27 protein-coding genes and 1 pseudogene are annotated in these 26,229 nt (G+C 62.8%); 21 read left to right on the top strand and 7 right to left on the bottom strand.

Annotation, left to right across the window (positions count from 1 at the left end):
- Nucleotides 1–181 precede the first annotated feature (181 nt).
- A complete protein-coding gene (locus AC07Y9_RS07280; protein ID WP_102678371.1) occupies nt 182–964 on the bottom strand; it encodes a thermonuclease family protein in 783 nt (260 codons plus the stop codon).
- A 41-nt stretch (nt 965–1,005) separates the two neighbouring features.
- Nucleotides 1,006–1,224, bottom strand: a complete 219-nt coding sequence (gene rpmE, locus AC07Y9_RS07285; protein WP_007925855.1) for a 50S ribosomal protein L31 — start codon at nt 1,222–1,224, stop codon at nt 1,006–1,008.
- Nucleotides 1,225–1,393: 169 nt separating this feature from the next.
- Here rpmE and AC07Y9_RS07290 point away from each other — a divergent pair, with 169 nt between their 5' ends.
- The 10 genes from AC07Y9_RS07290 (at nt 1,394) to AC07Y9_RS07335 (ending at nt 14,222) form a co-directional block, all read left to right on the top strand.
- Nucleotides 1,394–3,613 (top strand): primosomal protein N', encoded by a 2,220-nt coding sequence (locus AC07Y9_RS07290; RefSeq protein ID WP_102678372.1) that lies wholly within the window; start codon nt 1,394–1,396, stop codon nt 3,611–3,613.
- A gap of 195 nt (nt 3,614–3,808) precedes the next feature.
- Entirely contained in the window at nt 3,809–5,545 is a 1,737-nt protein-coding gene (gene argS, locus AC07Y9_RS07295; RefSeq protein ID WP_102678373.1) for an arginine--tRNA ligase, read from the top strand.
- A 1-nt stretch (nt 5,546) separates the two neighbouring features.
- Nucleotides 5,547–6,266, top strand: coding sequence for an SPOR domain-containing protein (locus AC07Y9_RS07300; protein ID WP_007925864.1), 720 nt, complete (start codon nt 5,547–5,549; stop codon nt 6,264–6,266).
- A gap of 209 nt (nt 6,267–6,475) precedes the next feature.
- Nucleotides 6,476–7,006: an ATP-dependent protease subunit HslV gene (hslV, locus tag AC07Y9_RS07305; RefSeq protein ID WP_003186641.1), complete on the top strand. Its 531-nt coding sequence runs from the start codon at nt 6,476–6,478 to the stop codon at nt 7,004–7,006.
- 57 nt (nt 7,007–7,063) lie between these two features.
- Complete coding sequence (hslU, locus tag AC07Y9_RS07310) at nt 7,064–8,404, top strand: ATP-dependent protease ATPase subunit HslU (RefSeq protein WP_007925868.1); 1,341 nt, start codon at nt 7,064–7,066, stop codon at nt 8,402–8,404.
- Nucleotides 8,405–8,483: 79 nt separating this feature from the next.
- Nucleotides 8,484–8,861, top strand: a complete 378-nt coding sequence (locus tag AC07Y9_RS07315; RefSeq protein ID WP_007925870.1) for a gamma-butyrobetaine hydroxylase family protein — start codon at nt 8,484–8,486, stop codon at nt 8,859–8,861.
- A 258-nt stretch (nt 8,862–9,119) separates the two neighbouring features.
- A complete protein-coding gene (gene phaC, locus AC07Y9_RS07320; RefSeq protein ID WP_087089764.1) occupies nt 9,120–10,799 on the top strand; it encodes a class II poly(R)-hydroxyalkanoic acid synthase in 1,680 nt (559 codons plus the stop codon).
- 96 nt (nt 10,800–10,895) lie between these two features.
- A complete protein-coding gene (phaZ, locus tag AC07Y9_RS07325; protein ID WP_007925872.1) occupies nt 10,896–11,753 on the top strand; it encodes a poly(3-hydroxyalkanoate) depolymerase in 858 nt (285 codons plus the stop codon).
- Between the two features lie 108 nt (nt 11,754–11,861).
- Complete coding sequence (gene phaC, locus AC07Y9_RS07330) at nt 11,862–13,544, top strand: class II poly(R)-hydroxyalkanoic acid synthase (RefSeq protein WP_102678374.1); 1,683 nt, start codon at nt 11,862–11,864, stop codon at nt 13,542–13,544.
- A 57-nt stretch (nt 13,545–13,601) separates the two neighbouring features.
- On the top strand, nt 13,602–14,222 hold the full coding sequence (locus tag AC07Y9_RS07335) for a TetR/AcrR family transcriptional regulator (protein ID WP_102678375.1): 621 nt from the start codon (nt 13,602–13,604) through the stop codon (nt 14,220–14,222).
- Nucleotides 14,223–14,297: 75 nt separating this feature from the next.
- Here AC07Y9_RS07335 and AC07Y9_RS07340 read toward each other — a convergent pair whose 3' ends face one another.
- The 3 genes from AC07Y9_RS07340 to AC07Y9_RS07350 all read right to left on the bottom strand — a co-directional run bounded on the left by AC07Y9_RS07340 (nt 14,298) and on the right by AC07Y9_RS07350 (nt 16,029).
- Nucleotides 14,298–15,113, bottom strand: a complete 816-nt coding sequence (locus tag AC07Y9_RS07340) for a phasin family protein (RefSeq protein WP_102678376.1) — start codon at nt 15,111–15,113, stop codon at nt 14,298–14,300.
- 10 nt (nt 15,114–15,123) lie between these two features.
- A complete protein-coding gene (locus tag AC07Y9_RS07345; RefSeq protein ID WP_007925877.1) occupies nt 15,124–15,546 on the bottom strand; it encodes a phasin family protein in 423 nt (140 codons plus the stop codon).
- Nucleotides 15,547–15,753: 207 nt separating this feature from the next.
- A complete protein-coding gene (locus AC07Y9_RS07350; protein WP_101336615.1) occupies nt 15,754–16,029 on the bottom strand; it encodes a polyhydroxyalkanoic acid system family protein in 276 nt (91 codons plus the stop codon).
- Between the two features lie 155 nt (nt 16,030–16,184).
- Here AC07Y9_RS07350 and ubiE point away from each other — a divergent pair, with 155 nt between their 5' ends.
- From ubiE to AC07Y9_RS07405, 11 genes and pseudogenes are all read left to right on the top strand, one after another.
- Nucleotides 16,185–16,955 carry a bifunctional demethylmenaquinone methyltransferase/2-methoxy-6-polyprenyl-1,4-benzoquinol methylase UbiE gene (gene ubiE, locus AC07Y9_RS07355; protein ID WP_007925879.1) on the top strand — a complete coding sequence of 257 codons (771 nt, stop codon included), beginning with the start codon at nt 16,185–16,187 and terminating at the stop codon, nt 16,953–16,955.
- A complete protein-coding gene (locus tag AC07Y9_RS07360) occupies nt 16,955–17,578 on the top strand; it encodes a ubiquinone biosynthesis accessory factor UbiJ (RefSeq protein ID WP_102678377.1) in 624 nt (207 codons plus the stop codon). The genes ubiE and AC07Y9_RS07360 overlap by 1 nt, the downstream gene beginning before the upstream one ends.
- Nucleotides 17,575–19,176 carry a ubiquinone biosynthesis regulatory protein kinase UbiB gene (ubiB, locus tag AC07Y9_RS07365; protein WP_102678378.1) on the top strand — a complete coding sequence of 534 codons (1,602 nt, stop codon included), beginning with the start codon at nt 17,575–17,577 and terminating at the stop codon, nt 19,174–19,176. Before AC07Y9_RS07360 ends, ubiB begins: the two co-directional genes overlap by 4 nt.
- A gap of 84 nt (nt 19,177–19,260) precedes the next feature.
- A complete protein-coding gene (hisI, locus tag AC07Y9_RS07370; protein ID WP_007925882.1) occupies nt 19,261–19,653 on the top strand; it encodes a phosphoribosyl-AMP cyclohydrolase in 393 nt (130 codons plus the stop codon).
- A gap of 2 nt (nt 19,654–19,655) precedes the next feature.
- Complete coding sequence (locus tag AC07Y9_RS07375) at nt 19,656–19,988, top strand: phosphoribosyl-ATP diphosphatase (RefSeq protein WP_007925883.1); 333 nt, start codon at nt 19,656–19,658, stop codon at nt 19,986–19,988.
- Nucleotides 19,989–20,013: 25 nt separating this feature from the next.
- Entirely contained in the window at nt 20,014–20,292 is a 279-nt protein-coding gene (locus tag AC07Y9_RS07380; RefSeq protein ID WP_007925884.1) for a twin-arginine translocase TatA/TatE family subunit, read from the top strand.
- Nucleotides 20,293–20,302: 10 nt separating this feature from the next.
- Entirely contained in the window at nt 20,303–20,743 is a 441-nt protein-coding gene (gene tatB, locus AC07Y9_RS07385) for a Sec-independent protein translocase protein TatB (RefSeq protein WP_009041805.1), read from the top strand.
- Nucleotides 20,740–21,534: a twin-arginine translocase subunit TatC gene (gene tatC / locus AC07Y9_RS07390; protein ID WP_053259344.1), complete on the top strand. Its 795-nt coding sequence runs from the start codon at nt 20,740–20,742 to the stop codon at nt 21,532–21,534. The genes tatB and tatC overlap by 4 nt, the downstream gene beginning before the upstream one ends.
- Entirely contained in the window at nt 21,531–22,238 is a 708-nt protein-coding gene (locus AC07Y9_RS07395) for a 16S rRNA (uracil(1498)-N(3))-methyltransferase (RefSeq protein ID WP_102678379.1), read from the top strand. Before tatC ends, AC07Y9_RS07395 begins: the two co-directional genes overlap by 4 nt.
- 167 nt (nt 22,239–22,405) lie before the next feature.
- Nucleotides 22,406–23,467: pseudogene (locus AC07Y9_RS07400) on the top strand (methyl-accepting chemotaxis protein); the annotation flags it as partial.
- A gap of 141 nt (nt 23,468–23,608) precedes the next feature.
- Nucleotides 23,609–24,322: a methyl-accepting chemotaxis protein gene (locus tag AC07Y9_RS07405; protein ID WP_371858163.1), complete on the top strand. Its 714-nt coding sequence runs from the start codon at nt 23,609–23,611 to the stop codon at nt 24,320–24,322.
- Between the two features lie 119 nt (nt 24,323–24,441).
- Here the strand turns inward: AC07Y9_RS07405 and AC07Y9_RS07410 are convergent, their stop codons facing one another.
- Both AC07Y9_RS07410 and AC07Y9_RS07415 read right to left on the bottom strand, forming a co-directional pair.
- On the bottom strand, nt 24,442–25,176 hold the full coding sequence (locus AC07Y9_RS07410; RefSeq protein WP_087089752.1) for an amino acid ABC transporter ATP-binding protein: 735 nt from the start codon (nt 25,174–25,176) through the stop codon (nt 24,442–24,444).
- Entirely contained in the window at nt 25,169–26,128 is a 960-nt protein-coding gene (locus AC07Y9_RS07415) for an amino acid ABC transporter permease (RefSeq protein WP_371858164.1), read from the bottom strand. The genes AC07Y9_RS07410 and AC07Y9_RS07415 overlap by 8 nt, the downstream gene beginning before the upstream one ends.
- Nucleotides 26,129–26,229: the final 101 nt, after the last annotated feature.

Genomic DNA, 26,229 nt, shown 5'->3' on the forward strand with positions numbered 1-26,229 from the left:
GGCATTCCGCTTTTTACTGTTGGACAGACGGACCGCCGAGGATACGCGTGTCGCAAAGTCCCTACAAGACTGACCAGTCACCCCTGTCAAGGCCCGCAGGCTACGACTTTGGGCCAAGAGCCACGGAACACAAGGGGTAGACTGTTCACAATCGAAATAAAAAATGTCTACAATTTTTTATTTATTGAACCAGCTGGAACATTCCGGGATGGGTCAACGGCAACATCCAGCGCGCCTGACCCGATTTCAAACCACCCTTGCGTGAACGGTCGAGCACCCAGCCGCGCGCCTCGATCTGCCGCCCCGGCAGGCGATCCAGCTGCACGCCATCGAATTGGCCAAGCAGATTGGGTGCAATGCGCAATACAACCGAATCCTGCAATTCGATCCAGACACCGCCCCGATTGCGTTGCACCTTGCTCACCCGACCACTGAGCAGCGCAAATCCGGAGGCCTTTATCTGATCCGCTTTCAGTACAGACGATTGCCGCCACAGCCCCAGCCGGGCCTGCCGGGCGCTACGCTCGGCGGCTTGCTGGCAGCTGAACAAATCGACGTTCGGCGCAACCGCCACCTGGTAGCCCAGGCCTTCGGCAAGCAATTGCGCCTCAAGGTTGGCGCCATCGGTACCATAGACATGGGCCAGGGTCCGCCCATAGTGATCCCTGCTTTCCCGACCGGGAAGCAGGCCGACCCGACCGTTGCTGGCCTTCACCAGCGCCTGCAGACGCTGGCGGGCGGCAACCGCGAAGGGTTCGTCGGTGCGGCCTTTTTTGCCCAGTTCCGGCGCGTTGAGGCCGATCATGCGCACGCTGCGGCCATCGACGAGACGCAAGGTGTCGCCATCGACCACCCGCTGGACCTGCACAGAGGCCAGCCCGGCCGGCGCCGGGCAGAACGCCTGGGCGCTGGAGAGCCAAATCGCGGACACAAAAAAGGCGCCCGCAAGGGACGCCTTTTTCATCAGCGAGGAGAAGCTGAAACAGCTTTCCAGACCGATCAGCCTTAGGCCTTTTTCGCGCCGAAAGCGCCGAAACGGTCGGCGAACTTCTGAACGCGGCCGCCGGTATCCAGAGTCTTCTGCTTACCGGTGTAGAACGGGTGGCATTCGTTGCAAACGTCGATCGCCAGCGGCTTAGCGAAGGTCGAACGAGTTTCGAACTTGTTGCCGCAGCTGCAGGTTACGGCAACTGCTGGGTATTCTGGATGGATATCGGCTTTCATGGTGTCTTCCTCAGGCTAGCGTGCCGCCACCCAACACTATTGTTGAATACCGCACGTAATTAGGCCGCGGATTCTACCAGACCTTTGCGATCACGCAAGCTGTCCCTTGCACCGACCGTCTGCTAGGCTCCGGGCCTTCTTCACCGCCCGTTCAATGAGATTTCCCCGCGTGCCCGACGCCATTTTGCGCCTCGCCCTGCCCTCCCCCCTGCGCCGCCTGTTCGATTACCGGGCCCCTGCCGGCGTACTGCGCACCCAGCTGCATCCGGGCATGCGCCTGCGAGTGCCATTCGGTCGCCGGGAAATGATCGGCATCCTGGTCGAGGTCACGGACAGCAGCGAAGTCCCGGCCGATAAACTCAAACCAGCACTGGCCCTGCTGGACGCCACCCCGCCGCTGCCGCCCGCGCTGTTCAAGCTGTGCCTGTGGACCGCGCAGTACTACCAGCACAGCCTCGGCGATACCCTGAGCTGGGCGCTGCCGGTCCTGCTGCGCCAGGGCGAGCCGGCCGAGGCCCGGCAGGAACGCTTCTGGTCGGTCAGCCCCAGCGCCAGTCTCGACGACCCTCGCATCGCCCGCGCCCCACGCCAGCGCGAAGCCCTGGCGACCCTGGCCCAGCACCCTCACGGCGTCGCCCATCAGTTACTGAGCAAGCTGATGCTGAGCAAGGACAGCCTGGACCTGTTGCTGGCCAAGGATCTGGTGCAGGTGGAAGTCCGTCGGCACGCCCCGGGCGAACGCCACGAACATTGGCTGGCCCAGCCGGAACTGCCACTCAACAGCGAACAGCGCGCCGCCTATGAGGCCATCCGCTCCGGCTTCGACAGCTATCACGCCTTCCTGCTGGCCGGGGTCACCGGCAGCGGCAAGACCGAAGTCTATCTGCAGCTGATCCGCGAAACCCTGGAAGCCGGCAAGCAGGCGCTGGTGCTGATCCCGGAAATCAACCTCGGCCCGCAGACCCTGGCGCGCTTCGAACAACGTTTCAACGCCCGCATCGCCCTGCTGCACTCGGCGGTCAACGACCGCGAGCGCCTGGATGCCTGGCTGGCAGCCCGCGACGGCGAGGCCGACATTATTATCGGCACCCGCTCGGCGCTGTTCACGCCGATGAAGAACCCCGGGCTGATCATCATCGATGAAGAACACGACGGCTCCTATAAACAGCAGGAAGGCCTGCGTTACCACGCCCGCGACCTGGCCCTGGTCCGCGCCCGCCAGGAAAACATCCCTATCGTGCTGGGCTCCGCCACCCCTTCGATGGAAAGCCTGCACAACGCCTACACCGGCCGTTATGGCCTGTTACGGCTGAACGAACGAGCCGGTGGCGCCAAGCAGCCGCGCTTCCTGCGCCTGGATGTGAAGAGCCGGCCGCTGGACAGCGGCATTTCCGGCCCCATGCAACAAGCCATCGGCCAGACCCTGGCAGCAGGCCAGCAGGTGCTGGTGTTCCTCAATCGCCGTGGTTTCGCGCCGACCCTGCTGTGCCACGACTGCGGCTGGATGTCCGAGTGCGAACGCTGCGACGCGCGGATGACCGTGCACCAGCGCTACGGCGAGCTGCGCTGCCACCACTGCGGTCACTCCGAGCGCGTGCCGCGGCATTGCCCGAAATGCGGCAAGGTCGACCTGCGCCCGGTCGGCGCCGGCACCGAGCGCGCCGAGGAGCGGCTGGCAATCCTGTTCCCGGACTACCCGGTGCTGCGGGTCGATCGCGACAGCACCTCGCGCAAGGACGCGATGAACCAGTTGTTCGCCACCATCCAGAAGGGCCAGCCCTGCATCCTCGTGGGCACCCAGATGCTCGCCAAGGGACACCACTTCCCGCGGGTGACCCTGGTCTCGATCCTCGATGCCGACGGCGGCCTGTTCTCCGGCGACTTCCGCGCCAGCGAACGCATGGCGCAGCTGATCGTCCAGGTCGCCGGGCGCGCCGGGCGGGCCGAAGAGCCGGGCAAGGTGATCATCCAGACCCACCTGGCCGACCATCCGCTGCTGGTGCAGCTGACCGAGCAGGGTTACTTCGCCTTTGCCGAACAGGCCTTGAGCGAACGCCGCGCCGCCGGCCTGCCGCCGTTCGCCCATCTGGCGCTGCTGCGCGCCGAGGCGCACAAGCCGGGACAGGCCGAAGGCTTCCTCGACGAAGCCTGCGGCGAGGCCGAGCGCTTGCTGGCCGAGATGAACCTGGGCGGTATCGAATTGCTGGGGCCGGTACCGGCGCCCATGGAACGCCGCGCCGGGCGTTATCGCGCGCAACTGCTGTTACAGGCCAATGCCCGGGCGCCGCTGCACAAGCTGCTGAGTCACTGGCTGCTGGTGCTGGAACAGATGCCCAGCGGGCGCCAGGTACGCTGGTCGCTGGATGTTGACCCTGTGGACCTGTATTGATAGAAAAACCGCCATCTTGGGCAAGCACGCTTCTGTAGGAGCGAGCGGGCGGCGATCCGGCTTGCCCGCGATAAGGCCCGAACAGCCACCGCACAGCCGGCTATAGTTGGCAAGCCCGTCTTCGCAACGGATAATGCCCAGTTTTTCCACCTGCGCATCGAAGCGCCGCCGCGCCAGCGGTTGAAAGAGAAGACCATGAAAGACACCATTCGCCAGCTCATCCAGCAAGCCATCACCCAACTCGTCACCGAAGGTGTGTTGCCAGAAGGCCTGACGCCGGCGATCCAGGTAGAAAACTCCCGCGACAAGACCCACGGCGACTTCGCCAGCAACATCGCCATGATGCTGGCCAAGCCGGCCGGCATGAAACCACGCGACCTGGCGGAAAAAATCATCGCCGCCCTGCCCGCCGACGAACAGGTCAGCAAGGCCGAGATCGCCGGCCCCGGCTTCATCAACTTCTTCCAGAATACCCAGGTCCTGGCCACCCGCCTGGATGCCGCCCTCGCCGACGCCCACCTCGGCGTGCGCAAGGCCGGCGCGTTGCAGCGCACCGTGGTCGACCTGTCGGCACCGAACCTGGCCAAAGAGATGCACGTCGGCCACCTGCGCTCGACCATCATTGGCGACGGCGTGGCGCGGGTCCTGGAGCTTCTCGGCGATACCGTGATCCGCCAGAACCATGTGGGCGACTGGGGTACCCAGTTCGGCATGCTGATGGCCTACCTGCAGGAAAACCCGATCAACAGCGACGAGCTGTCGGACCTGGAAAACTTCTACCGCGCCGCCAAGCAGCGCTTCGACGAATCCGAAGAGTTCGCCGACCGTGCCCGCGGCCTGGTGGTCAAGCTGCAGGCCGGTGACGCGGACTGCCTGGAGCTGTGGACCAAGTTCAAGGACATCTCCCTGTCCCACTGCCAGAAGATCTACGAACTGCTGAACGTCAAGCTGACCATGGCCGACGTGATGGGCGAAAGCGCCTACAACGACGACCTGATCAACGTGGTCAACGACCTCAAGGCCAAGGGCATGCTGGTCGAGAGCAACGGCGCCCAGTGCGTGTTCCTCGACGAGTTCAAGAACGCCGAAGGCGAGCCGCTGCCGGTGATCATCGTCAAGGCCGACGGCGGCTACCTGTACGCCACCACCGACCTGGCCGCCGTGCGCTACCGCAGCGGCAAGCTCAAGGCCGACCGCGCGCTGTACTTCGTCGACCAGCGCCAGGCCCTGCACTTCCAGCAAGTGTTCGCGGTGGCCCGCAAGGCCGGCTTCGTGACCCACCCGATGGACATGGAGCACATGGGCTTCGGCACCATGAACGGCGCCGACGGCCGTCCGTTCAAGACCCGCGACGGCGGCACCGTGAAGCTGATCGACCTGCTGACCGAAGCCGAAGAGCGCGCCTACAGCCTGGTCAAGGAAAAGAACCCGGAGCTGGCCGAGGCCGATCTGCGCAACATAGCCAAGGTGGTGGGCATCGACTCGGTGAAATACGCCGACCTGTCCAAGCACCGCACCAGCGACTACAGCTTCAACTTCGACCTGATGCTGAACTTCGAAGGCAACACCGCGCCTTACCTGCTGTACGCCTACACCCGCGCCGCCGGTGTGTTCCGCAAGCTGGGCAAGGACTTCAGCGAAGTACAGGGCCAGATCACCCTCGAAGCCGCCCATGAGCTGGAGCTGGCGGCCAAGCTGGCGCAGTTCGGCGAAGTGCTGAACAACGTGGCCGACAAGGGTACGCCGCACATCCTGTGCACTTACCTGTACGACGTGGCCGGGCTGTTCTCCAGCTTCTACGAGAACTGCCCGATCCTCAGTGCCGAATCGCCGACGCAGATGCAGAGCCGCTTGCGCCTCACCGAGCTGACCCGTCGTACCCTCAAGCAAGGTCTGGAATTGCTGGGCCTGAAAGTTCTGGAGCAAATGTAAGTTGGCTGCCAAGAAAAAACCTGCACCCAAGCGTGGCGCCAGCCGTTACCAAGCTCCTGCGAAGCAACCGATCCCGGGTTGGTTGTGGATGGCCATCGGCCTGGCCGTGGGCGCCTTCATCGTGTTCCTGATGAAGCTGGAGCCGGGCAAGGGCGGTGACAGCGTCAAGCGCGAACGGCTGGAGCAACAGAAAACCACCAAGATCGCCGAGGCCAACAAGACCCCGCCGAGCCCGCAGCAACCGGTGAAGCCGAAGTACGACTTCTACACCCTGCTGCCGGAATCGGAAGTGATAGTGCCGCCGGAAGCCGTGCCGGAAAAAACCCTGCCAACGCCGCAGACCGCGCCGGTGGTTCCGACCACGCCGGTAACCCCGGCGGAAGCGGCGAAGATCGACACCGCGCGGGCCCAGGCGGCCCTGGCCGGCATCACCCCGCCGCCCGCACCACCGGTGGCGCAGGTAGCGAAGGCCGCGCCGGTGACCAGGTTCTTCCTGCAGGCCGGTTCGTTCCGCAAGCAGACCGATGCCGACAAGGTCCGCGCGCAGATCATCCTGCTGGGGCAATCGGTGTCCGTCGAGTCCGGCACCGTCAAGGACGAGACCTGGTACCGCGTACTGGTCGGCCCGTTCAGCAACCGCGAACAGCTGACCACCGCGCAGAAGCAACTGGCCGGCGCCGGCTTCAGCAACCTGCTGTTACAACAGCGCCAGAGCCGCTAAAGCGGCCGATCGCGAGCAAGCTCGCTCCTACAAGGCCTGCGCCAAACCTGTAGGAGCGAGCTTGCTCGCGATGGCATCCTCATTGGCACCGCCTCCCCGCAGCAAAGACCGCTCGTCCTACAACCCCCGCCGCAGTTGAAAAACCCCGCGTCACCCCCATATGAGTTCCCATCAGGGCATTTTCGCCCCGCAGCGTGGAGACTCTCCCCTTGACCACCATCGTTTCAGTCCGCCGCCACGGCAAAGTCGTCATGGGCGGCGACGGCCAGGTTTCCCTCGGCAACACCGTGATGAAAGGCAACGCGAAAAAAGTTCGCCGCCTGTATCACGGCCAGGTCATCGCCGGCTTTGCCGGGGCCACCGCTGACGCCTTCACCCTGTTCGAACGCTTCGAAGGCCAGCTTGAGAAGCATCAGGGGCATCTGGTACGCGCCGCCGTCGAACTGGCCAAGGAATGGCGTACCGATCGCTCCCTCAGCCGCCTCGAAGCCATGCTCGCGGTCGCCAACAAGGACGCCTCCTTGATCATCACCGGCAACGGTGACGTGGTCGAGCCGGAAGACGGCCTGATCGCCATGGGCTCCGGCGGCGCCTACGCCCAGGCCGCGGCCAGCGCCCTGCTGAAGAAAACCGACCTGTCGGCCCGCGAAATCGTCGAAACCGCCTTGGGCATTGCCGGCGACATCTGCGTATTCACCAACCACACCCAGACCATTGAGGAGCAGGATCTCGCGGAATAAGCCTGTTTCGGCCATCGCGCCACGGCATTCATTCTTGCTTGAGGACCGCCAATTACTATGCCCATGACTCCCCGCGAAATCGTCCACGAACTCAACCGCCATATCATCGGCCAGGACGATGCCAAGCGCGCCGTCGCCATCGCGCTGCGTAACCGCTGGCGCCGCATGCAGCTGCCTGAAGAGCTGCGTGTCGAAGTGACCCCGAAGAACATCCTGATGATCGGCCCGACCGGCGTCGGCAAGACCGAGATCGCCCGGCGCCTGGCCAAGCTGGCCAACGCTCCGTTCATCAAGGTCGAAGCGACCAAGTTCACCGAAGTCGGTTATGTCGGCCGCGACGTTGAATCGATCATCCGCGACCTGGCCGATGCCGCGATCAAACTGTTCCGCGAACAGGAAATGACTCGCGTGCGCCACCGCGCCGAAGACGCCGCCGAAGAACGCATCCTCGATGCCCTGCTGCCGCCGGCGCGCATGGGTTTCAGCAACGAGGACGCCGCCCCAGCCCAGGACTCCAACACCCGCCAGCTGTTCCGCAAGCGCCTGCGCGAAGGCCAGCTGGACGACAAGGAAATCGAGATCGAAGTGGCTGAAGTCAGCGGCGTCGACATTTCCGCGCCACCGGGCATGGAAGAGATGACCAACCAGCTGCAGAGCCTCTTCGCCAACATGGGCAAGGGCCAGCGCAAGAACCGCAAGCTCAAGATCAAGGACGCGCTCAAGCTGATCCGCGACGAAGAAGCCAGCCGCCTGGTCAACGATGAAGAACTCAAGGCCAAGGCCCTGGAAGCGGTCGAACAGCACGGCATCGTGTTCATCGACGAAATCGACAAGGTTGCCAAGCGCGGTAACTCCGGTGGCGTCGACGTATCCCGCGAAGGCGTCCAGCGCGACCTGCTGCCGCTGATCGAGGGCTGCACCGTCAACACCAAGCTGGGCATGGTCAAGACCGACCACATCCTGTTCATCGCTTCCGGCGCGTTCCACCTGAGCAAGCCAAGCGACCTGGTGCCCGAGCTGCAAGGCCGCCTGCCGATCCGCGTCGAGCTCAAGGCGCTGTCGCCGGAAGACTTCGAGCGGATTCTCAGCGAGCCTCACGCCTCCCTGACCGAGCAATACCGCGAGCTGCTGAAAACCGAAGGCTTGGTCATCGAGTTCCAGGCGGACGGTATCAAGCGCCTGGCGGAGATCGCCTGGCAGGTCAACGAGAAGACCGAGAACATTGGTGCCCGTCGCCTGCACACCCTGCTGGAGCGCTTGCTCGAAGAGGTGTCGTTCAGCGCCGGCGACCTGGCCAGCGCCCACAACGAAGAGCCGATCCGCATCGACGCCGCCTACGTCAACAGCCACCTGGGCGAATTGGCGCAGAACGAAGACCTGTCCCGCTACATCCTCTAAGCGGCAAGCCATAAGCTTCAAGCTGCAAGTTGACCGCCGTCATCTTGTAGCTTGCGGCTTGCAGCTTTAAGCTGCCCCCATGACCAGACTTCCCACCGCCATCAACCTGCACAAAGCCTCGAAGACCCTGACGCTGACCTACGCGCCAGACGAGGTCTATCACCTGCCCGCCGAATTCCTGCGGGTGCACTCCCCCTCCGCCGAGGTCCAGGGCCACGGCAAACCCATCCTGCAATTTGGCAAGATCGGCGTCGGCCTGACCAAGGTCGAACCGGCCGGTCAGTACGCACTGAAATTGACCTTCGACGACGGGCATGACAGCGGCCTGTTCACCTGGGACTACCTGTACCAGTTGGCGGTGCGTCAGGACGATCTGTGGAAGGATTATCTTGCCGAACTTCAAGCAGCCGGAAAGTCCCGCGATCCAAATGAGTCTATCGTCAAGCTGATGCTCTAGATCAGACCTCTGAAGCTTTAGAGGGCATTTTCTAGATTCATCTGTTTGAATGCTGGGCTGCATGGCCAACGATTGGCCTGCTTGCGAAAAAAATTAAACTCGGGTAACCAATGGAGCTGGCAAGTTCCCTGCAGTGTTCTCTGAACAAAAAAGCAGTAATGCAGAATCAACGGTCACCCGAGCAGTAGTACCTGGCATCTTTGCTGTGTGACTACACAGCAGGTCCGGTACTCGTCTCAGGACAATGGAGCGTCGTAGATGAGTAACAAGAATAACGATGACCTGAAACGCCAAGCCTCGGAAAACACTCTGGGCCTGAATCCGGTCATCGGTTTACGTCGGAAAGATCTGCTTACCTCTGCTCGTATGGTGCTGACCCAGGCCATCAGACAACCGCTGCACAGCGCCAAACATGTGGCCCATTTCGGCGTCGAATTGAAGAACGTGATGTTCGGAAAATCGACGCTGCAACCGGAGAGCGATGACCGTCGCTTCAACGATCCGGCCTGGAGCCAGAACCCACTGTACAAGCGTTATCTGCAAACCTACCTGGCGTGGCGCAAGGAGCTTCACGACTGGATCGGCCAGAGCAACCTCTCCGAACAGGACATCAGTCGCGGCCACTTCGTCATCAACCTGATGACCGAAGCCATGGCGCCGACCAACACCGCCGCCAACCCCGCGGCGGTCAAACGCTTCTTCGAAACCGGCGGTAAAAGCCTGCTCGATGGCCTCTCCCATCTGGCCAAGGACCTGGTGCACAACGGCGGCATGCCGAGCCAGGTCAACATGGACGCCTTCGAGATCGGCAAGAACCTGGGCACCAGTGAAGGCGCAGTGGTGTTTCGCAACGACGTGCTGGAACTGATCCAGTACCGCCCGGTGACCGAACAGGTGCACGAGCGCCCGCTGCTGGTGGTGCCGCCACAGATCAACAAGTTTTATGTCTTCGACCTCAGCCCGGACAAGAGCCTGGCGCGCTTCTGCCTGCGCAACGGCTTGCAGACCTTTATCGTCAGTTGGCGCAACCCGACCAAGGCGCAGCGCGAGTGGGGCCTGTCGACCTACATCGAAGCGCTGAAAGAAGCGGTCGACGTGGTCACCGCCATCACCGGCAGCAAGGATGTGAACATGCTCGGTGCCTGCTCCGGCGGCATCACCTGCACCGCGCTGCTGGGGCACTACGCAGCCCTGGGCGAGAAGAAGGTCAATGCCCTGACCCTGCTGGTCAGCGTGCTCGATACCACCCTCGATACCCAGGTGGCGCTGTTCGTCGACGAGCAGACCCTGGAGGCCGCCAAGCGTCACTCCTATCAGGCCGGCGTGCTGGAAGGCCGCGACATGGCCAAGGTCTTCGCCTGGATGCGGCCCAACGACTTGATCTGGAACTACTGGGTGAACAACTACCTGCTGGGCAACGAGCCGCCGGTGTTCGACATCCTGTTCTGGAACAACGACACCACCCGGTTGCCCGCGGCCTTCCACGGCGACCTGATCGAAATGTTCAAAAACAATCCGCTGATCCGCCCCAACGCACTGGAAGTGTGCGGCACGCCGATCGACCTGAAGCAGGTCACCGCCGACATCTTCTCCCTGGCCGGCACCAACGACCACATCACCCCGTGGAAGTCCTGCTACAAGTCGGCCCAGCTGTTCGGCGGCAAGGTCGAATTCGTCCTCTCCAGCAGCGGGCATATCCAGAGCATCCTCAACCCGCCAGGCAACCCCAAGTCGCGCTACATGACCAGCGAAGAGATGCCGGCCAGCGCCGACGTCTGGCAGGAAAACTCGACCAAGCACACCGACTCCTGGTGGCTGCACTGGCAGGCCTGGCAGGCGGAGCGTTCGGGCAAACTGAAAAAGACGCCGAGCATTCTCGGCAACAAGGCGTATCCAGCGGCCGAGGCGGCGCCGGGTACTTATGTTCATGAACGTTAGCCGATAGCAAGCCTGTAGGATCGAGCCGCTTGCGAGCATGCGGCTGCGCAAGCGACTCTCTCCTACAGGCAACGATTCCACCAACAGGGCCAAGGCATGCCTCAACCGTTCATCTTTCGCACCGTCGACCTGGATGGCCAGACCATCCGCACCGCGGTACGCCCAGGCAAGCCTCACTTGACACCCTTGCTGATCTTCAATGGTATCGGCGCCAACCTGGAGCTGGTGTTTCCATTCGTCCAGGCCCTGGACCCGGACCTGGAAGTCATCGCCTTCGACGTACCGGGCGTGGGTGGCTCCTCGACGCCGAGCCGCCCCTACCGGTTTCCCGGCCTGGCCAAGCTGACCGCGCGCATGCTCGATTACCTCGACTATGGGCAGGTCAATGTGGTCGGGGTGTCCTGGGGCGGGGCACTGGCCCAGCAGTTCGCCTACGACTACCCCGAACGCTGCAAGAAACTGGTGCTGGCCGCCACCGCCGCAGGCGCCTTCATGGTGCCGGGCAAACCCAAGGTGCTGTGGATGATGGCCAGCCCACGGCGCTACATCCAGCCCTCCCATGTGATCCGCATCGCCCCCCTGATCTACGGCGGCTCGTTCCGCCGTGATCCCAACCTCGCAGCCGAACATGCCAGCAAGGTCCGCTCGGCGGGCAAGCTGGGCTACTACTGGCAATTGTTCGCCGGCCTCGGCTGGACCAGCATCCACTGGCTGCACAAGATCCACCAGCCGACCCTGGTGCTGGCCGGCGACGACGACCCGCTGATCCCGCTGATCAACATGCGCATGCTGGCGTGGCGCATTCCCAATGCCCAGCTACACATCATCGACGACGGGCATCTGTTCCTGATTACCCGGGCCGAAGCCGTGGCGCCGATCATCATGAAATTCCTCGAGGAGGAACGACAACGGGCAGTGATGCACCCGCATCCGACGCCGTTCAGCGGTACGTAGCAAAAAGCGTCTGCCGACAGGATCGTCGCGCGCGCAGGATGGTTCAGGACCGACTATGGTGTTTGTCTTGGTGTGCTTGTTGATGGCTTGACGAAGGAGTGTTGAAGCATGCGAGACAAACCAACGGCGGGCTCGCTGCCCACGCCCGCCACCTACATCACTGCCCAGAGTGCCATCACCGGTCTGCGTGGCCGTGACTTGTTGTCGACTCTGCGCAGCGTGGCCACTTATAGCCTGCGCAACCCGGTGCACAGCGCCCGCCATGCCTTAGCGCTAGGTGGCCAATTGGGCCGTGTACTACTGGGCGAAACACTGCACAAACCCAACCCCCAGGACAGCCGGTTCTCCGATCCGACCTGGAGCCTGAACCCGTTTTACCGACGCGGCCTGCAGGCCTATCTCAGTTGGCAGAAGCAAATCAAAAACTGGATCGACGACAGCGGCATGAGCGCGGACGACCGGGCCCGCGCGCACTTTGCCTTCAACTTGCTCAACGATGCGGTGGCACCGTCCAACACCCTGCTCAATCCGCTGGCGATCAAGGAAATCTTCAACTCCGGCGGCAACAGCGTGATCCGCGGCATCGGTCATCTGGTCGACGACCTGCTGCATAACAACGGCCTGCCCAGCCAGGTCACCAAACAGGCCTTCGAGGTCGGCAGGAGCCTGGCCACCACCCCCGGCTCGGTAGTGTTTCGCAACGAGTTGCTGGAACTGATCCAGTACAAGCCGATGAGCGAAAAACAGTACGCCCGGCCCTTGCTGATAGTGCCGCCGCAGATCAACAAGTTCTATATCTTCGACCTCAGCCCCACCAACAGCTTCGTGCAGTTCGCCCTGAAAAACGGCCTGCAGACCTTCATCATCAGCTGGCGCAACCCCGATGTCCGGCATCGCGAATGGGGCCTGTCGAGCTATGTCGAGGCCGTGGAGGAAGCCATGAATGCCTGCCGGGCGATCACCGGCAGTCGTGACGTGAACCTGATGGGTGCCTGTGCCGGCGGCCTGACCATTGCCGCCCTGCAAGGCCACCTGCAAGCCAAGCGACAACTGCGTCGGGTCTCCAGCTCCACCTACCTGGTCAGCCTGCTGGATAGCCAGCTGGACAGCCCGGCGACCCTGTTCGCCGACGAACAGACCCTGGAGGCAGCCAAGCGCCGCTCCTATCAACGCGGCGTGCTGGACGGTCGCGACATGGCCAAGGTGTTCGCCTGGATGCGGCCCAACGACCTGATCTGGAATTACTGGGTCAACAACTACTTGCTGGGCAAAGAGCCGCCCGCGTTCGACATCCTCTACTGGAACAACGACAACACCCGGCTGCCGGCTGCCTTTCATGGCGATCTGCTGGATTTCTTCAAGCACAACCCGATGAGTCATCCCGGGGGCCTGGAAGTGTGCGGCACGCCAATCGACCTGCAAAAGGTCACGGTCGACAGCTTCAGCGTCGCCGGCATCAACGACCACATCACCCCCTGGGATGCGGTGTATCGCTCAACCCTGCTGCTGGGCGGCGACAAGCGCTTCGTGCTGTCCAACAGCGGGCATGTGCAGAGCATCCTCAACCCGCCGAGCAACCCCAAGGCCAACTACGTCGAAAACGGCAAGCTCAGCAGCGACCCGCGAGCCTGGTACTACGACGCCAAGCACGTCGACGGCAGTTGGTGGACGCAATGGCTGGAGTGGATCCAGCAGCGTTCCGGTGCCCAGCGCGAAACCCTGATGACCCTGGGTAACCAGAATTACCCACCGATGGAGGCGGCGCCTGGCACCTACGTGCGCGTCCGCTGAATTTCCCCGCGCCGCGGCCCTAGGGTCGCGGCCTGACTGAACAACCAAGAAGACTGGATGAAAACCCGCGACCGAATACTCGAATGCGCCCTGCTGCTGTTCAATCACAAGGGCGAACCCAATGTCTCGACCATGGAAGTTGCCAACGAAATGGGGATCAGCCCCGGCAACCTCTACTACCACTTTCACGGCAAGGAGCCGCTGGTCCTCGGGTTGTTCGAGCGCTTTCAGAATGAGCTGGCGCCCCTGCTCGATCCGCCCGCCGATGTGTACCTGGCTCCCGAAGACTACTGGCTGTTCCTGCACCTGATCGTCGAGCGCCTGGCGCACTACCGCTTCCTGTTCCAGGACCTGTCCAACCTGGCCGGACGACTGCCGAAGCTGGCCAAGGGAATTCGCAACCTGCTCAACGCCCTGAAGCGCACCCTGGCCTCGCTGCTGGCCAGGCTCAAGGCTTCGGGCCAACTGGTCAGCGATACCCAGGCACTGGGGCAACTGGTGGAACAGATCACCATGACCCTGCTGTTCTCACTGGACTATCAGCGCATTCTCGATCGCGAGGGCGAGGTACGGGTGGTGGTCTACCAGATCATGATGCTGGTGGCGCCGCACCTGTTGCCACCGGCGAAACTGGCCACCGAGCAGATGGCCCTGCGTTACCTCGACGAACACGATTGACCGGCGCCGCAAGAGCCCCACGAACAAAAACGCCCGACCTTTGCAGGCCGGGCGTTTTTGTATGCCCCGAAAAACTCAGGACTGACTGGTTGGCGTCGCGGGTGCTGGCGCGGCAGTCGGGGTGACGGCAGGGGTTGGCGCCACTGCGGAGTTCGCAGGGCTGACCGGTGCTGCCGGCTTGGCGGCAACCGCAGGCTTCGGTGCAGCGGCCTTGGGTGCTGCCGGTTTCTTCACTGCTGGTTTTTTCGCTGCCGGTTTCGCGGCGGGTTTGGCAGCAGGTTTTGCCGCCGGCTTGGCGGCTACTGGCTTGGCGGCAGGTTTTGCAGCCGGCTTGGCCGCCGCAGTTTTGGCTGCCGGTTTCGCCGCAGGCTTGGCTGCTGCCTTGGCCGGAGCCTTGGCTGCCGGCTTGGCCGCTGCTTTAGCCAGAGGCTTGGCCGCCGGTTTGGCCGCTGCAGCCTTGGCCGCGATCGGAGCCACCTTGGCGCCTGTGAGTTTTTCGATCTGTTTGGTCAGGGTGTCGACCTTGCTGTGCAACGCCTTGACTTCATTGCGGCTAGGCACGCCCAGACGCGAAATGGCACTGTTCAAACGCTTGTCGAATGCACCTTCCAGCTCGTCCCACTTGCCCAGCGCGCGGTCCTTGACGCCACTGATGCGCGATTTTGCCGAGCTCGCGGAGTCCTTGGCGGCGTCGACTTTCTTGCCGACAGCGCTTTTGGTGAGCTTCTCGGCTTTCTCGCCATCCTTGACCAGCGACTCGAAAAGCTTGCTGCCGTCAGTGTCGATTTTCGAGTACACGCCTAAACCAGCAAGCCAGATTTTACGGGAGTAGTCTTCGACCTTCCCGATCCACGAGCTGCCTTCTTTTTCAGTATTCTTTTTACCAGCCATCCCGTTCTCCTTAATGTTTACGCGCGACACGTTCGAGCAATGCCGTCAGCTCATCGAGCTTAGCAGAGAGTGTCTCAACGTCATGTTTAGACGGAATGCCGATGCGATTCAAGGCACTTGCGACGCGCGTGTCAAAAGCCTTCTCGACTTTATCCAGTTGCACTTCGACTTTGCCTCTGAGACTGGTGACATCCCCCTTCACACTATCAATCTGACTGTTGGCGGCCTCAAGTTGTTCAGTCACAACTTTTTTGCCTTTCTTTTCAACAGTTTGACCAGCCTTAACGAGCTCTTGAAAATACTCGCTGCCCTCTTGGCCAACCTTGGTGTAGGCACCCAGGCCTGCCAGCCAGATCTTGCGGGCATAGGATTTGACTTCACTCAGAGTGGTTGATGCGGCATCAACTTTTTTCTTCAGAATTACTTTGGCCATAGTGCACCTCACGCGCAGAAGGTTTGAGGAACTGCCCGCAGGAAAGTGGGCTCAGGCACAAAGTAGTGAGAAAAATTAGAATCGGCACCCTAACCAATGTCATAAAAGAATGGACGGTTATTGAAGAAACCAGCTCGCCAACGATGCTTTCCCAGGCGTCATGACAACACCCGAAATCGCCGGCAAGCCGACTTCCGCGAAAGTGCCTCAGACCAGGGCTTTATCCAGCGCCTTTTCGATTTCCGACTTGATCATGCCGCTCATGGCGGACATCAACAGGCCCAGCTCGACATCGACCCTGATCGAATCGTCGCCCACCAGCACCGCACCTTTGACCCCCGAACGCTTGAGGTTCAGGGTATCGCCCGACCACTGCGGCTCCAGGCCATACTGATCGGCCAGTTTCTGCGCCAACTGGTCAGCCTTTTCGCGGGCTGCCTCCTTACCCAGGCCGTGGGCACGCTCAACACTTATACGGGCCATTGAATGACTCCTGATTTATCGGGACTTGCCTTGAGCGTCTTGAGCTGCGCTGCGTCAAAACGCCCCGGCGCTTCACTATCTTACATTCAGCCTTGCCAAGACAAAGACCGCCACCGGGATTAGAATGTCCCGCATTCTCTTTTGGTGACAGCGATATGACTGATCAGCGCAAAGGCAGCGATGCCGAACCCACCACTCACTTCGGCTTCAAAAACGTTCCGGAAAGCCAGAAGGCGGAAAAAGTCGCTGAGGTGTTCCACTCGGTAGCCGCCAAGTACGACCTGATGAACGACGTACTGTCCGGTGGCATGCATCGCCTGTGGAAACGCTTCACGATCGAATTGTCCGGCGTTCGCCCCGGCAATCGGGTGCTGGACATCGCCGGCGGCACCGGTGACCTGACCCGCAAGTTTTCCCATCTGGTGGGCCCTACCGGCCAGGTGGTTCTGGCCGACATCAACGCCTCCATGCTCAAGGTCGGTCGCGACCGCCTGCTCGACAAGGGCGTGGCCGGCAACATCGAATTCGTTCAGGCCGACGCGGAAAAACTGCCGTTCCCGGACAACCATTTCGACGTCGTGACCATCGCCTTCGGCCTGCGCAACGTGACCCACAAGGAAGATGCCCTGCGCTCGATGCTGCGGGTACTCAAGCCCGGTGGCCGCCTGCTGGTGCTGGAATTCTCCAAACCGACCAACGCCCTGATGTCCAAGGTCTACGACGCCTACTCGTTCGCCTTCATGCCACTGGCCGGCAAGCTGATCACCAACGACTCGGAAAGCTATCGCTACCTGGCCGAATCGATCCGCATGCACCCGAATCAGGAAACCCTGAAGTCGATGATGGTCGAGGCCGGTTTCGATCGCGTGACCTACCACAACATGACCGCGGGCATCGTCGCCCTGCATCGCGGCATCAAACCCTGATGTTGTTCAGCGGCCTGCTCGCCAGCGTCGAACACGGCCTCAACCGTGTACTGCGTCTCGACAGCACGGTTTTGCCACGCTTGCAGCATTTGAACGGCAAGGTCATTGCCGTCGATTGCCGCAGCCCGAGCGTGCAGTTGTTCGTCATTCCCGGCGATGAGGGCTTGACCCTCGCCACGCATTGGGCCGCCGATGCCGACTGTACCCTGCGGGCGCCGGCCTCGAGCCTGGTGCGCCTGGCCCTGAGCCAGGACAAGACCGCGGTGCTGCACGGTCCCGAGGTCGAGCTGGAAGGCGACAGCGGCGTGCTGCTGGAACTGGCGGCCGTCCTCCAGGACCTGGAGCTGGACTGGGAATACGAACTCTCGCGCTGGCTCGGCCCGGTGGCCACCCAGCTGTTCAGCGGCCATATCCGTAGCCGCGCGCGCTGGTATCGCCAGGGTTTCGCCAGCCTGAACCAGAACCTTGCCGAATATCTGGCCGAAGAGTCGCGCACCCTGGTGGGCCAGCGCGAAGCCGAAGCCCGTTTCAGCGAACTGGACCGGGTCAAGCTCGACCTGGAACGCCTCGAGGCGCGCTTCGAGCGCCTTTCCCGACCCCTTGACCCAAGCGATAACGCATGAAGCTGCTTGCCGTCCGCCGTTTGTTGCGCATCCAGCGCGTCGTGATTCGCTACCGCCTCGATGACCTGCTGTTCGCCCTGCCGCTGCCCTGGTTCCTCCTGGCGCTGCGCTACGCCTTGCCCTGGCGCTGGTTCCCGCGCAAGCCACTGGAGCTAAGCCGCGGCGCGCGCCTGCGCCTGGCCTTGCAGGACCTGGGACCGATCTTCATCAAGTTCGGGCAGATTCTCTCGACCCGCCGCGACCTGCTGCCCGAAGACATCGCCGACGAGCTGATGCTGCTGCAGGACCGCGTACCGCCCTTCGACTCGAAGAAGTCGGTGGCGCTGATCGAGGAGCAATTGGGCAAGAAAATCAGCGAGGTGTTCAGCCGCTTCGATATCGAGCCCCTGGCCTCCGCCTCGGTGGCGCAAGTCCATGCCGCCCAGCTCAAGAGCGGCGAAGAAGTGGTGGTCAAGGTCATCCGCCCAGGCCTCAAGCCGGTCATCGCGCAGGATCTGGCCTGGCTGTTCATCCTCGCCCGGGCCGCCGAGAAGGTCTCGGCCGACGCCCGCCTGCTGCACCCGGTGGACGTGGTCAGCGACTACGAAAAGACCATCTACGACGAACTCGACCTGTTGCGCGAAGCGGCCAACGCCAGCCAGCTCAAGCGTAACTTCGAAGGCTCGCCACTGCTCTACGTGCCGCAGGTCTACTGGGACTGGTGCCGGCCGAAAGTGCTGGTCATGGAACGCATCTACGGGATCCAGGTAACCGACCTGGCCACCCTCGCCGACCAGCGCACCGACATGAAAATGCTCGCCGAGCGCGGTGTGGAGATCTTCTTCACCCAGGTGTTCCGCGACAGTTTCTTCCACGCCGACATGCACCCGGGCAACATCTTCGTCAGCACCGTGCAGCCCTGGAGCCCGCAGTACATTGCCATCGACTGCGGCATCGTCGGCAGCCTGACCCCGGAAGACCAGGACTACCTGGCCCGCAACCTCTTCGCGTTCTTCAAGCGCGATTACCGGCGCGTGGCGCAGTTGCACATCGATTCGGGCTGGGTGCCGGCAGAGACCAAACTCAACGAATTCGAAGCGGCGATCCGTACTGTGTGCGAGCCGATCTTCGAAAAACCGTTAAAGGATATTTCCTTCGGCCAGGTGCTGATGCGCCTGTTCCAGACCGCTCGCCGCTTCAACATGGAAGTGCAGCCGCAGCTGGTGCTGCTGCAAAAGACCCTGCTGAACATCGAAGGCCTGGGCCGCCAGCTGTACCCGGAGCTGGACCTGTGGAACACCGCCCAGCCGTTCCTCGAACGCTGGATGCGCGAGCGCGTCAGCCCGAAAGCCTTGCTGGGCAACCTGCACAGCCAGGTCGAGCAACTGCCGCACCTGGCCAACATGACCCGCGACCTGCTCGAACGCATGTCCCAGCCCCATGCCCAGGACCCTTCGCCGCCCTGGAAACGGCGCAAGGACGACTGGTTCCTGCGTCTTCTCGGCGCGGCGCACCTGGGCGGTGGCGCGATCCTCGCGGCCGGCGGACCGCTGAACGGGCTGGGTCACTGGCCGGCTGGAATCATGATTGCCGTGGGCTTGTATCTGGTCGTGCGCTGATAGCCAGCCGGGCTAGCGGCTGGCACACTGTTTCCCATCGCCGAGGCTCGACGAGCGCGTCGAGCCCTGTTGTCGGAGTCGAAGATGAAAGATTGGCTGGACGAGATCAAATGGGACGCTGACGGCCTGGTGCCAGCCATCGCCCAGGATCACAAGACCGGGCGCGTGCTGATGATGGCCTGGATGAACCGCGAGGCGCTGAGCCTGACCGCTGCCGAAAACCGTGCCATCTACTGGTCACGTTCGCGTGGCAAGCTATGGCGCAAGGGAGAAGAGTCCGGGCATGTGCAAAAGCTTCATGAAATGCGCCTGGACTGCGATGCCGACGTCATCATCCTGATGGTCGAACAGATCGGCGACATTGCCTGCCATACAGGCCGCCAGAGCTGCTTCTACCGCGTTTATGAAAACGGCGACTGGAAAACGGTCGATCCGGTACTCAAAGACCCGCACGCGATCTATCAAGCAGGACACTGAACATGAGCGATACCCTGACCCGTCTGGCCCAGGTGCTGGAAGAGCGCAAAGGCGCCGCCGCCGACACTTCCTATGTCGCCAGCCTGTACCACAAGGGCCTGAACAAGATTCTGGAAAAAGTCGGCGAGGAATCGGTGGAAACCATCATCGCCGCCAAGGACGCCGCCCACAGCGGCGACTGCAGCGATGTGATCTACGAAACCGCCGACCTGTGGTTTCACACCATGGTCATGCTCGCCCAGCTGGGGCAGCATCCGCAGGCCGTTCTCGATGAACTGGACCGGCGCTTCGGTTTGTCCGGACACGCCGAGAAAGCCTCGCGTCCGTCCGCCTGAACATCATTTAGAGAGGAAACGCAGCATGGGCATTTTTGACTGGAAACACTGGATCGTCATCCTGGTTGTCGTGGTGCTGGTGTTCGGCACCAAGAAACTGAAAAACCTCGGCACCGACGTCGGCGAATCGATCAAGGGCTTTCGCAAGGCCATGAACGACGACGAAAAACCCGCCGAGCCTGGCGTGCCACCGACCGCCCAGCCTGCTCCGCCGGTCCAGCCGCAAAGCGCTCCGTTGAACCAGCCGCACACCATCGACGTGCAGGCGCAAAAAGTCGAAGAGCCGACCCGCAAAGACTCGTGAGCACTGACTAATGTTTGGTATCAGCTTCTCTGAACTGCTGCTCGTCGGCCTGGTGGCCCTGCTGGTGCTCGGCCCCGAGCGTCTGCCGGGTGCCGCGCGCACGGCAGGCCTGTGGATCGGCCGCTTGAAGCGCAGCTTCAATGCGATCAAGCAGGAAGTTGAACGGGAAATCGGTGCCGATGAAATTCGTCGGCAACTGCACAACGAACACATTCTGTCGCTGGAACAGGAAGCGCGGAAGATCCTCAATCCGACCCAGCAACAGCCGACACCGGTCGAGCCCGTGGCCGAGCAGAGCATTCATGCACCCGCCGCGGCGCCTGAAGCGCCAGCCAGCGCGACCACGGCGAGCCCCACTGCCGCAACTGCACCGGCCGAACCGGCTGCGCCCGTGACAACGCCTGTCACGCCAGCCCCCCACGACCCTACTTTGCCGCCGCGAGCCCCATGAGCGATATTCCGGAAAACGACCAACATATGCCGCTGGTGTCGCACCTCACCGAGTTGCGCACCCGGTTGCTGCGCTGCGTGGCGGCGATCTTCCTGATCTTCGGCGGGTTGTTCGCCTTCACCCAGCAGATCTACACCATCGTCTCCACGCCGCTGCGCCAGTACCTGCCGGCGGGCGCAACGATGATCGCCACCGACGTGGCGTCGCCGTTCCTGACGCCGCTCAAGCTGACGATGATGGTCTCGCTGTTTCTGGCGATCCCGGTGATCCTGCACCAGATCTGGGGCTTTATCGCCCCCGGCCTGTACAAGCATGAAAAGCGCATCGCCGTACCGCTACTGGTCTCCAGCATCCTGCTGTTCTACATCGGCATGGCCTTCGCCTACTTCCTGGTGTTCCCGCTGATCTTCAAGTTCTTCGCCGCGGCCACCCCGGCCGGCGTGGAAATGATGACCGACATCACCAGCTACCTCGATTTCGTCATGACCCTGTTCTTCGCCTTCGGCGTGGCGTTCGAGATCCCGGTGGCGGTGGTGCTGCTGGTGTGGATCGGCGTGGTCAACGTCGCCTACCTGAAGAAGATCCGTCCGTATGTGATCATCGGCTGCTTCGTGGTCGGCATGATCCTGACCCCGCCGGACATTTTCTCCCAGACCTTGCTGGCAGTACCGATGTGGCTGCTGTTCGAGATCGGCATCCTGTTCGGCAGCCTGATCAGCAAACGTGGCGACCATCCGGACGACCAGCCGGCTGAAGACCATAACGACCAGCCGCCAGCGACCCAAGCGTGAACCTGCTGCTTCTTGAAGAGGCCGACTTCATCGCGGCCGACCGGGTGATCCTGCGCGATCGCCGCCTGACCCACATGCAGGAAGTCCATCGTGCCGCGGTGGGCGACAGCCTGCGGGTCGGCCGTATCGGTGGCCTGATGGGCTCGGCCGAACTACTGCGCCTGGAGCCCGGGGAGGCCGAGCTGCGAGTCAGCCTCGACCAGCCGCCGCCGACCAAGCTGCCCCTGACCCTGGTGCTGGCCCTGCCCCGTCCGAAAATGCTCCGCCGCGTGCTGCAAACCGTCGCCGCCATGGGTGTGCCCCGGCTGGTGCTGGTGAACAGCTATCGGGTCGAGAAAAGCTTCTGGCAAACCCCTTTCCTCGAACCCGAGGCGATTCGCGAGCAACTGATTCTTGGCCTGGAACAGGCCCGCGACAGCATGCTGCCGGAAGTGGTCATCGAAAAACGCTTCAAACCTTTCGTCGAAGACCGTCTGCCAGCGCTGGTCGAAGGCACCCTCGGCCTGGTCGGCCATCCCGGCCAGTACCCGGCCTGCCCTCGCGGCCTGGATGAGCCGGTGACCCTGGCCATCGGCCCGGAAGGCGGCTGGATCCCCTACGAAATCGACCTGCTGGGCAAGTCCGGCCTGCAACCGGTGCAGCTCGGCGAACGCATCCTGCGGGTCGAAACCGCCGTCACCGCCCTTCTCGCCCGCCTCTTCTAAATTAGCCCCACTACTCGTAGGAGCGAGGCTTGCCCGCGATAGCGCTGTGCCTGACACGGCACCATCGCCGGCAAGCCTCGCTGCTGTTGCACGGATGCTTCAGATTAATCTGACGCAGCCGATAGCCTTGGTACAAAACCTATTAATAGCCCAAGGGAGTTCGCGGCATGTACCGTTGGTTAGCCCAGAGTCTGGGAAATGTGAGCGTCAACCTCAAACTCGGCGTTGGCTTCGGCCTGGTGCTGCTACTGACCCTGTTGATCACCGCGACCGGCTGGCTGGGCCTGGGCAATGTGATCGAGCGCGGCGACAAGCTGGGCTACATCTCCAGCCTCAACGAGCTGACCAAGGACCTGCGCAACGCGCGCCTGGACTATGAAATGCGCCGTGGCGAACAAGGCCCGGGGCCGGTCAGCGAGCTGCTGACCAAGCTCGACGACGGCTTGCAACGCGCACGCAAGATGCTGGAAATGCCTGAAAGCATCGCCATGATCGACCAACAGATCGCCGCCGTCAGCGAGTACAAGCTGGCCTTCGCCGACATGACCCGCGCCACCGCCAGCCGTGAAGCCGCTCGCGCCAAACTGGGCGCCACCGCCGATAACGCCGTGGCCCGGGTGGCCGAAGTGGAGAAATCCATGCTGCAGGGCGACAGCGTGGCGCAATTCAACAGCGTCATCGACCTGAGCAAGCTGATCCAGCAGGCGCGTTTCCAGGTCCGCGGCTACACCTACAGCGGCAAGGCCGAGGCCGAACAGCCGGCGCTGGACGCCATCGACAACGCCCTGAACAACCTCGCCAGCCTGCCGGCCAAGCTGCCGGAACAGCACCTGGCCAACCTGCAACAGGCCACCGACGCCCTGAAAGGCTATCGCTCGGCGGTCAGCGACTTCCGCGACTCCCAGGTGGCCAGCGCCGCCGCCCTCAAACGCATGGCGGCCCAGGGCGACCGCCTGATGGAAGTCAGCAAGCAGCTGACCGCCGCACAAACCCACAAACGCGACAGCGACGCCGCAAAGGCCAGAAGCACCCTGGCCATCGTCACCGCGCTGGCCCTGCTGTTCGGCCTGGTCGCCGCCTGGAGCATCACCCGGCAGATCGTCATCCCGCTGCGCCAGACCCTCAAGGTGGTCGAGCGTGTCGCCTCGGGCGATCTCAGCGAGAACCTGCAGGTCGAGCGGCGCGACGAGCTCGGCCAGCTGCAACGGGCCATGCAACGCATGACCCTGAGCCTGCGCGAGCTGATCGGCGGCATCAGCGATGGCGTCACCCAGATTGCCAGCGCCGCCGAGCAGCTGTCGGCGGTGACCGAGCAGACCAGCGCCGGGGTCAACAGCCAGAAAGTCGAGACCGACCAGGTCGCCACCGCCATGAATGAAATGGCCGCCACGGTCCAGGAAGTCGCGCGCAACGCCGAAGAAGCCTCGGAAGCCGCGGTCGCCGCCGATCAGCAGGCCCGCGAAGGCGACAAGGTGGTCGGCGAGGCCATCGCACAGATCGAGCGCCTGGCCGCCGAGGTCGGCAATTCCACCGCGGCCATGGGCCACCTGAAGCAGGAAAGCGACAAGATCGGCAGCGTGCTCGACGTGATTAAGTCGGTCGCCCAGCAGACCAACCTGCTGGCCCTCAACGCCGCCATCGAAGCCGCCCGCGCGGGCGAAGCCGGTCGCGGTTTCGCCGTGGTCGCCGACGAGGTACGCAGCCTGGCGCAGCGCACCCAGAAGTCCACCGAAGAGATCGAGGAGCTGATCGTCGGCCTGCAGAACGGCACCCAGGAAGTGGCCAACATCATGGACAACAGCCGCAGCCTGACCGACAGCAGCGTCGAACTGACCCGCCGTGCCGGTGGCTCGCTGGAAAACATCACCCGCACCGTCTCGGCGATCCAGGCGATGAACCAGCAGATCGCCGCCGCGGCCGAACAGCAGAGCGCTGTGGCCGAGGAAATCAACAGAAGCGTGCTGAACGTGCGCGACGTGTCCGAGCAGACCTCGGCAGCCAGTGAAGAGACAGCGGCCTCCAGCGTCGAGCTGGCGCGCCTGGGGACCCATTTGCAGACCCTGGTCGGGCGCTTCCGGGTTTGATCCGAGCCGGTTTCGCTTGATATCGGGGTGAAACAATCGCGGGCAAGCCTCGCTCCTACAGATGACCTTTATCTGTAGGAGCGAGGCTTGCCCGCGATGGGTTTCAGCCGGAGGAAAACCTACAGGACCTGACGCAAAAACGCCTGGGCCCGCGGGTCTTTGGGTGCATCGAAGAACGCCGCTGGCGAGGCGTCTTCCAGCAATTTGCCGTGATCGAAGAACAGCACCCGATCCGCCACCTCCCGGGCGAAGCCCATTTCGTGGGTCACGCAGACCATGGTCATGCCTTCCAGGGCCAGGGTCTTCATCACATCCAGCACTTCGCCGACCATTTCCGGGTCCAGCGCCGAAGTCGGCTCGTCGAACAGCATGACCTTGGGTTCCATGGCCAGCGCCCGGGCGATGGCCACGCGCTGCTGCTGGCCGCCGGAGAGCCGCGACGGGAATTCGTTGGCCTTCTGCGCGATACCGACCTTCTCCAGCAACGCCAGGGCCTTGGCCTCGCGCTCCTGCTTGCCGCGCTTGCGCACCACCTTCTGCGCCAGGCAGAGGTTTTCCAGCACGGTCATGTGCGGGAACAGGTTGAAGTGCTGGAACACCATGCCGACTTCGCGGCGATAGGCATTCACATCGGTCTTCGGGTCGGCCAGTTGCAGGCCGTCGATGCTCACCGAGCCGGAATCGAACTGCTCCAGGCCGTTGAGGCAACGCAGGAAGGTCGATTTGCCGGAGCCGGACGGACCGATCACCACCAGCACTTCGCCCTTGGCCACGCGGGTGGTGACGTTATCCACCGCGCGGACCACCTGGCCCCGGGTGTCGAAGACTTTTACCAGATCGCGAACTTCAATCACTTTGCGCGAGCCTCCGCTCAAGCCGGCTGGCCATCTTCGACAGCGGCAGGTTGATCAACAGGTACAGGGCCGCCACGCAGAACAGGATCTCGAACGGCGAGAACGAGGTGGTGATGACTTCACGTCCGCTCTTGAGCAGCTCGGTGATGGCGATCACCGATACCAGCGAGGTGTCCTTCACCAGGCTGATGAACTGCCCGGCCAGCGGCGGCAGCACGCGCTTGAAAGCCTGCGGCAGCACCACATGGCGCATCGACTGGCTGGCGTTCAGGCCCAGGGAGCGGGCCGCCTCATTCTGGCCGCGAGCGATCGACTGCACGCCGGCGCGGACGATTTCCGCCACATAGGCACCGGTGAACAACGACAGCGCGGCGATCCCGGCGAACTCGCGGGACAGGTTCAGCACCGTGCCGATGAAGAAATAGAAAATGAAAATCTGCACCAGCAATGGCGTGCCGCGTACCAGTTCGACATAGATGGTCGACAGATCGCGCAGGGTCGGGTTGTTCGACAGCCGGCAAAGCCCGGTCGCCAGGCCGATGAACAGCCCCAGCACCCCGGACACCACCGACAGCCACAAGGTGGTCCACAGGCCCAGCAGCAGCGGTCCGGCCGCCCAGTGACGGGTCACGCCGATCACATCGCCTTCGGCCACATCGTCGCCACGGGCAACTTGCAGGCTGTTCTCGTCGACCGTCAGCTGTTGCTCGTCGCCCGCGTCGTTGCGCAGCGTGACCTCGGCCTTGCCGCCTTTGCGCACCAGCTCGCTGACGGTGGAGATGTCCGCCGCCCGCTGCGATTCCTCGGCCTGGTAGGCGAAGTACTGTGGTACGCGGTTCCAGCGCCACTCGTAGGACATCAGCGAGGTGGCGTAGTACAACGCGCCGGCCAGGCCGATCAGCACCAGCACGGTCAGTACGTGCCAGGGCCATTGGGCTTTTTTATGTTTGATCACTTTGCAGGTTCCAGCCGTTTGCAGCGGGGAGGTTCGGTATTGCCGATCAGGACGCCATCGCGAGCCGGCTCGCTCCTACAGGGATTGCATGAATCCGT

It is taken from the genome of Pseudomonas sp. GW456-L12, from assembly GCF_059424045.1.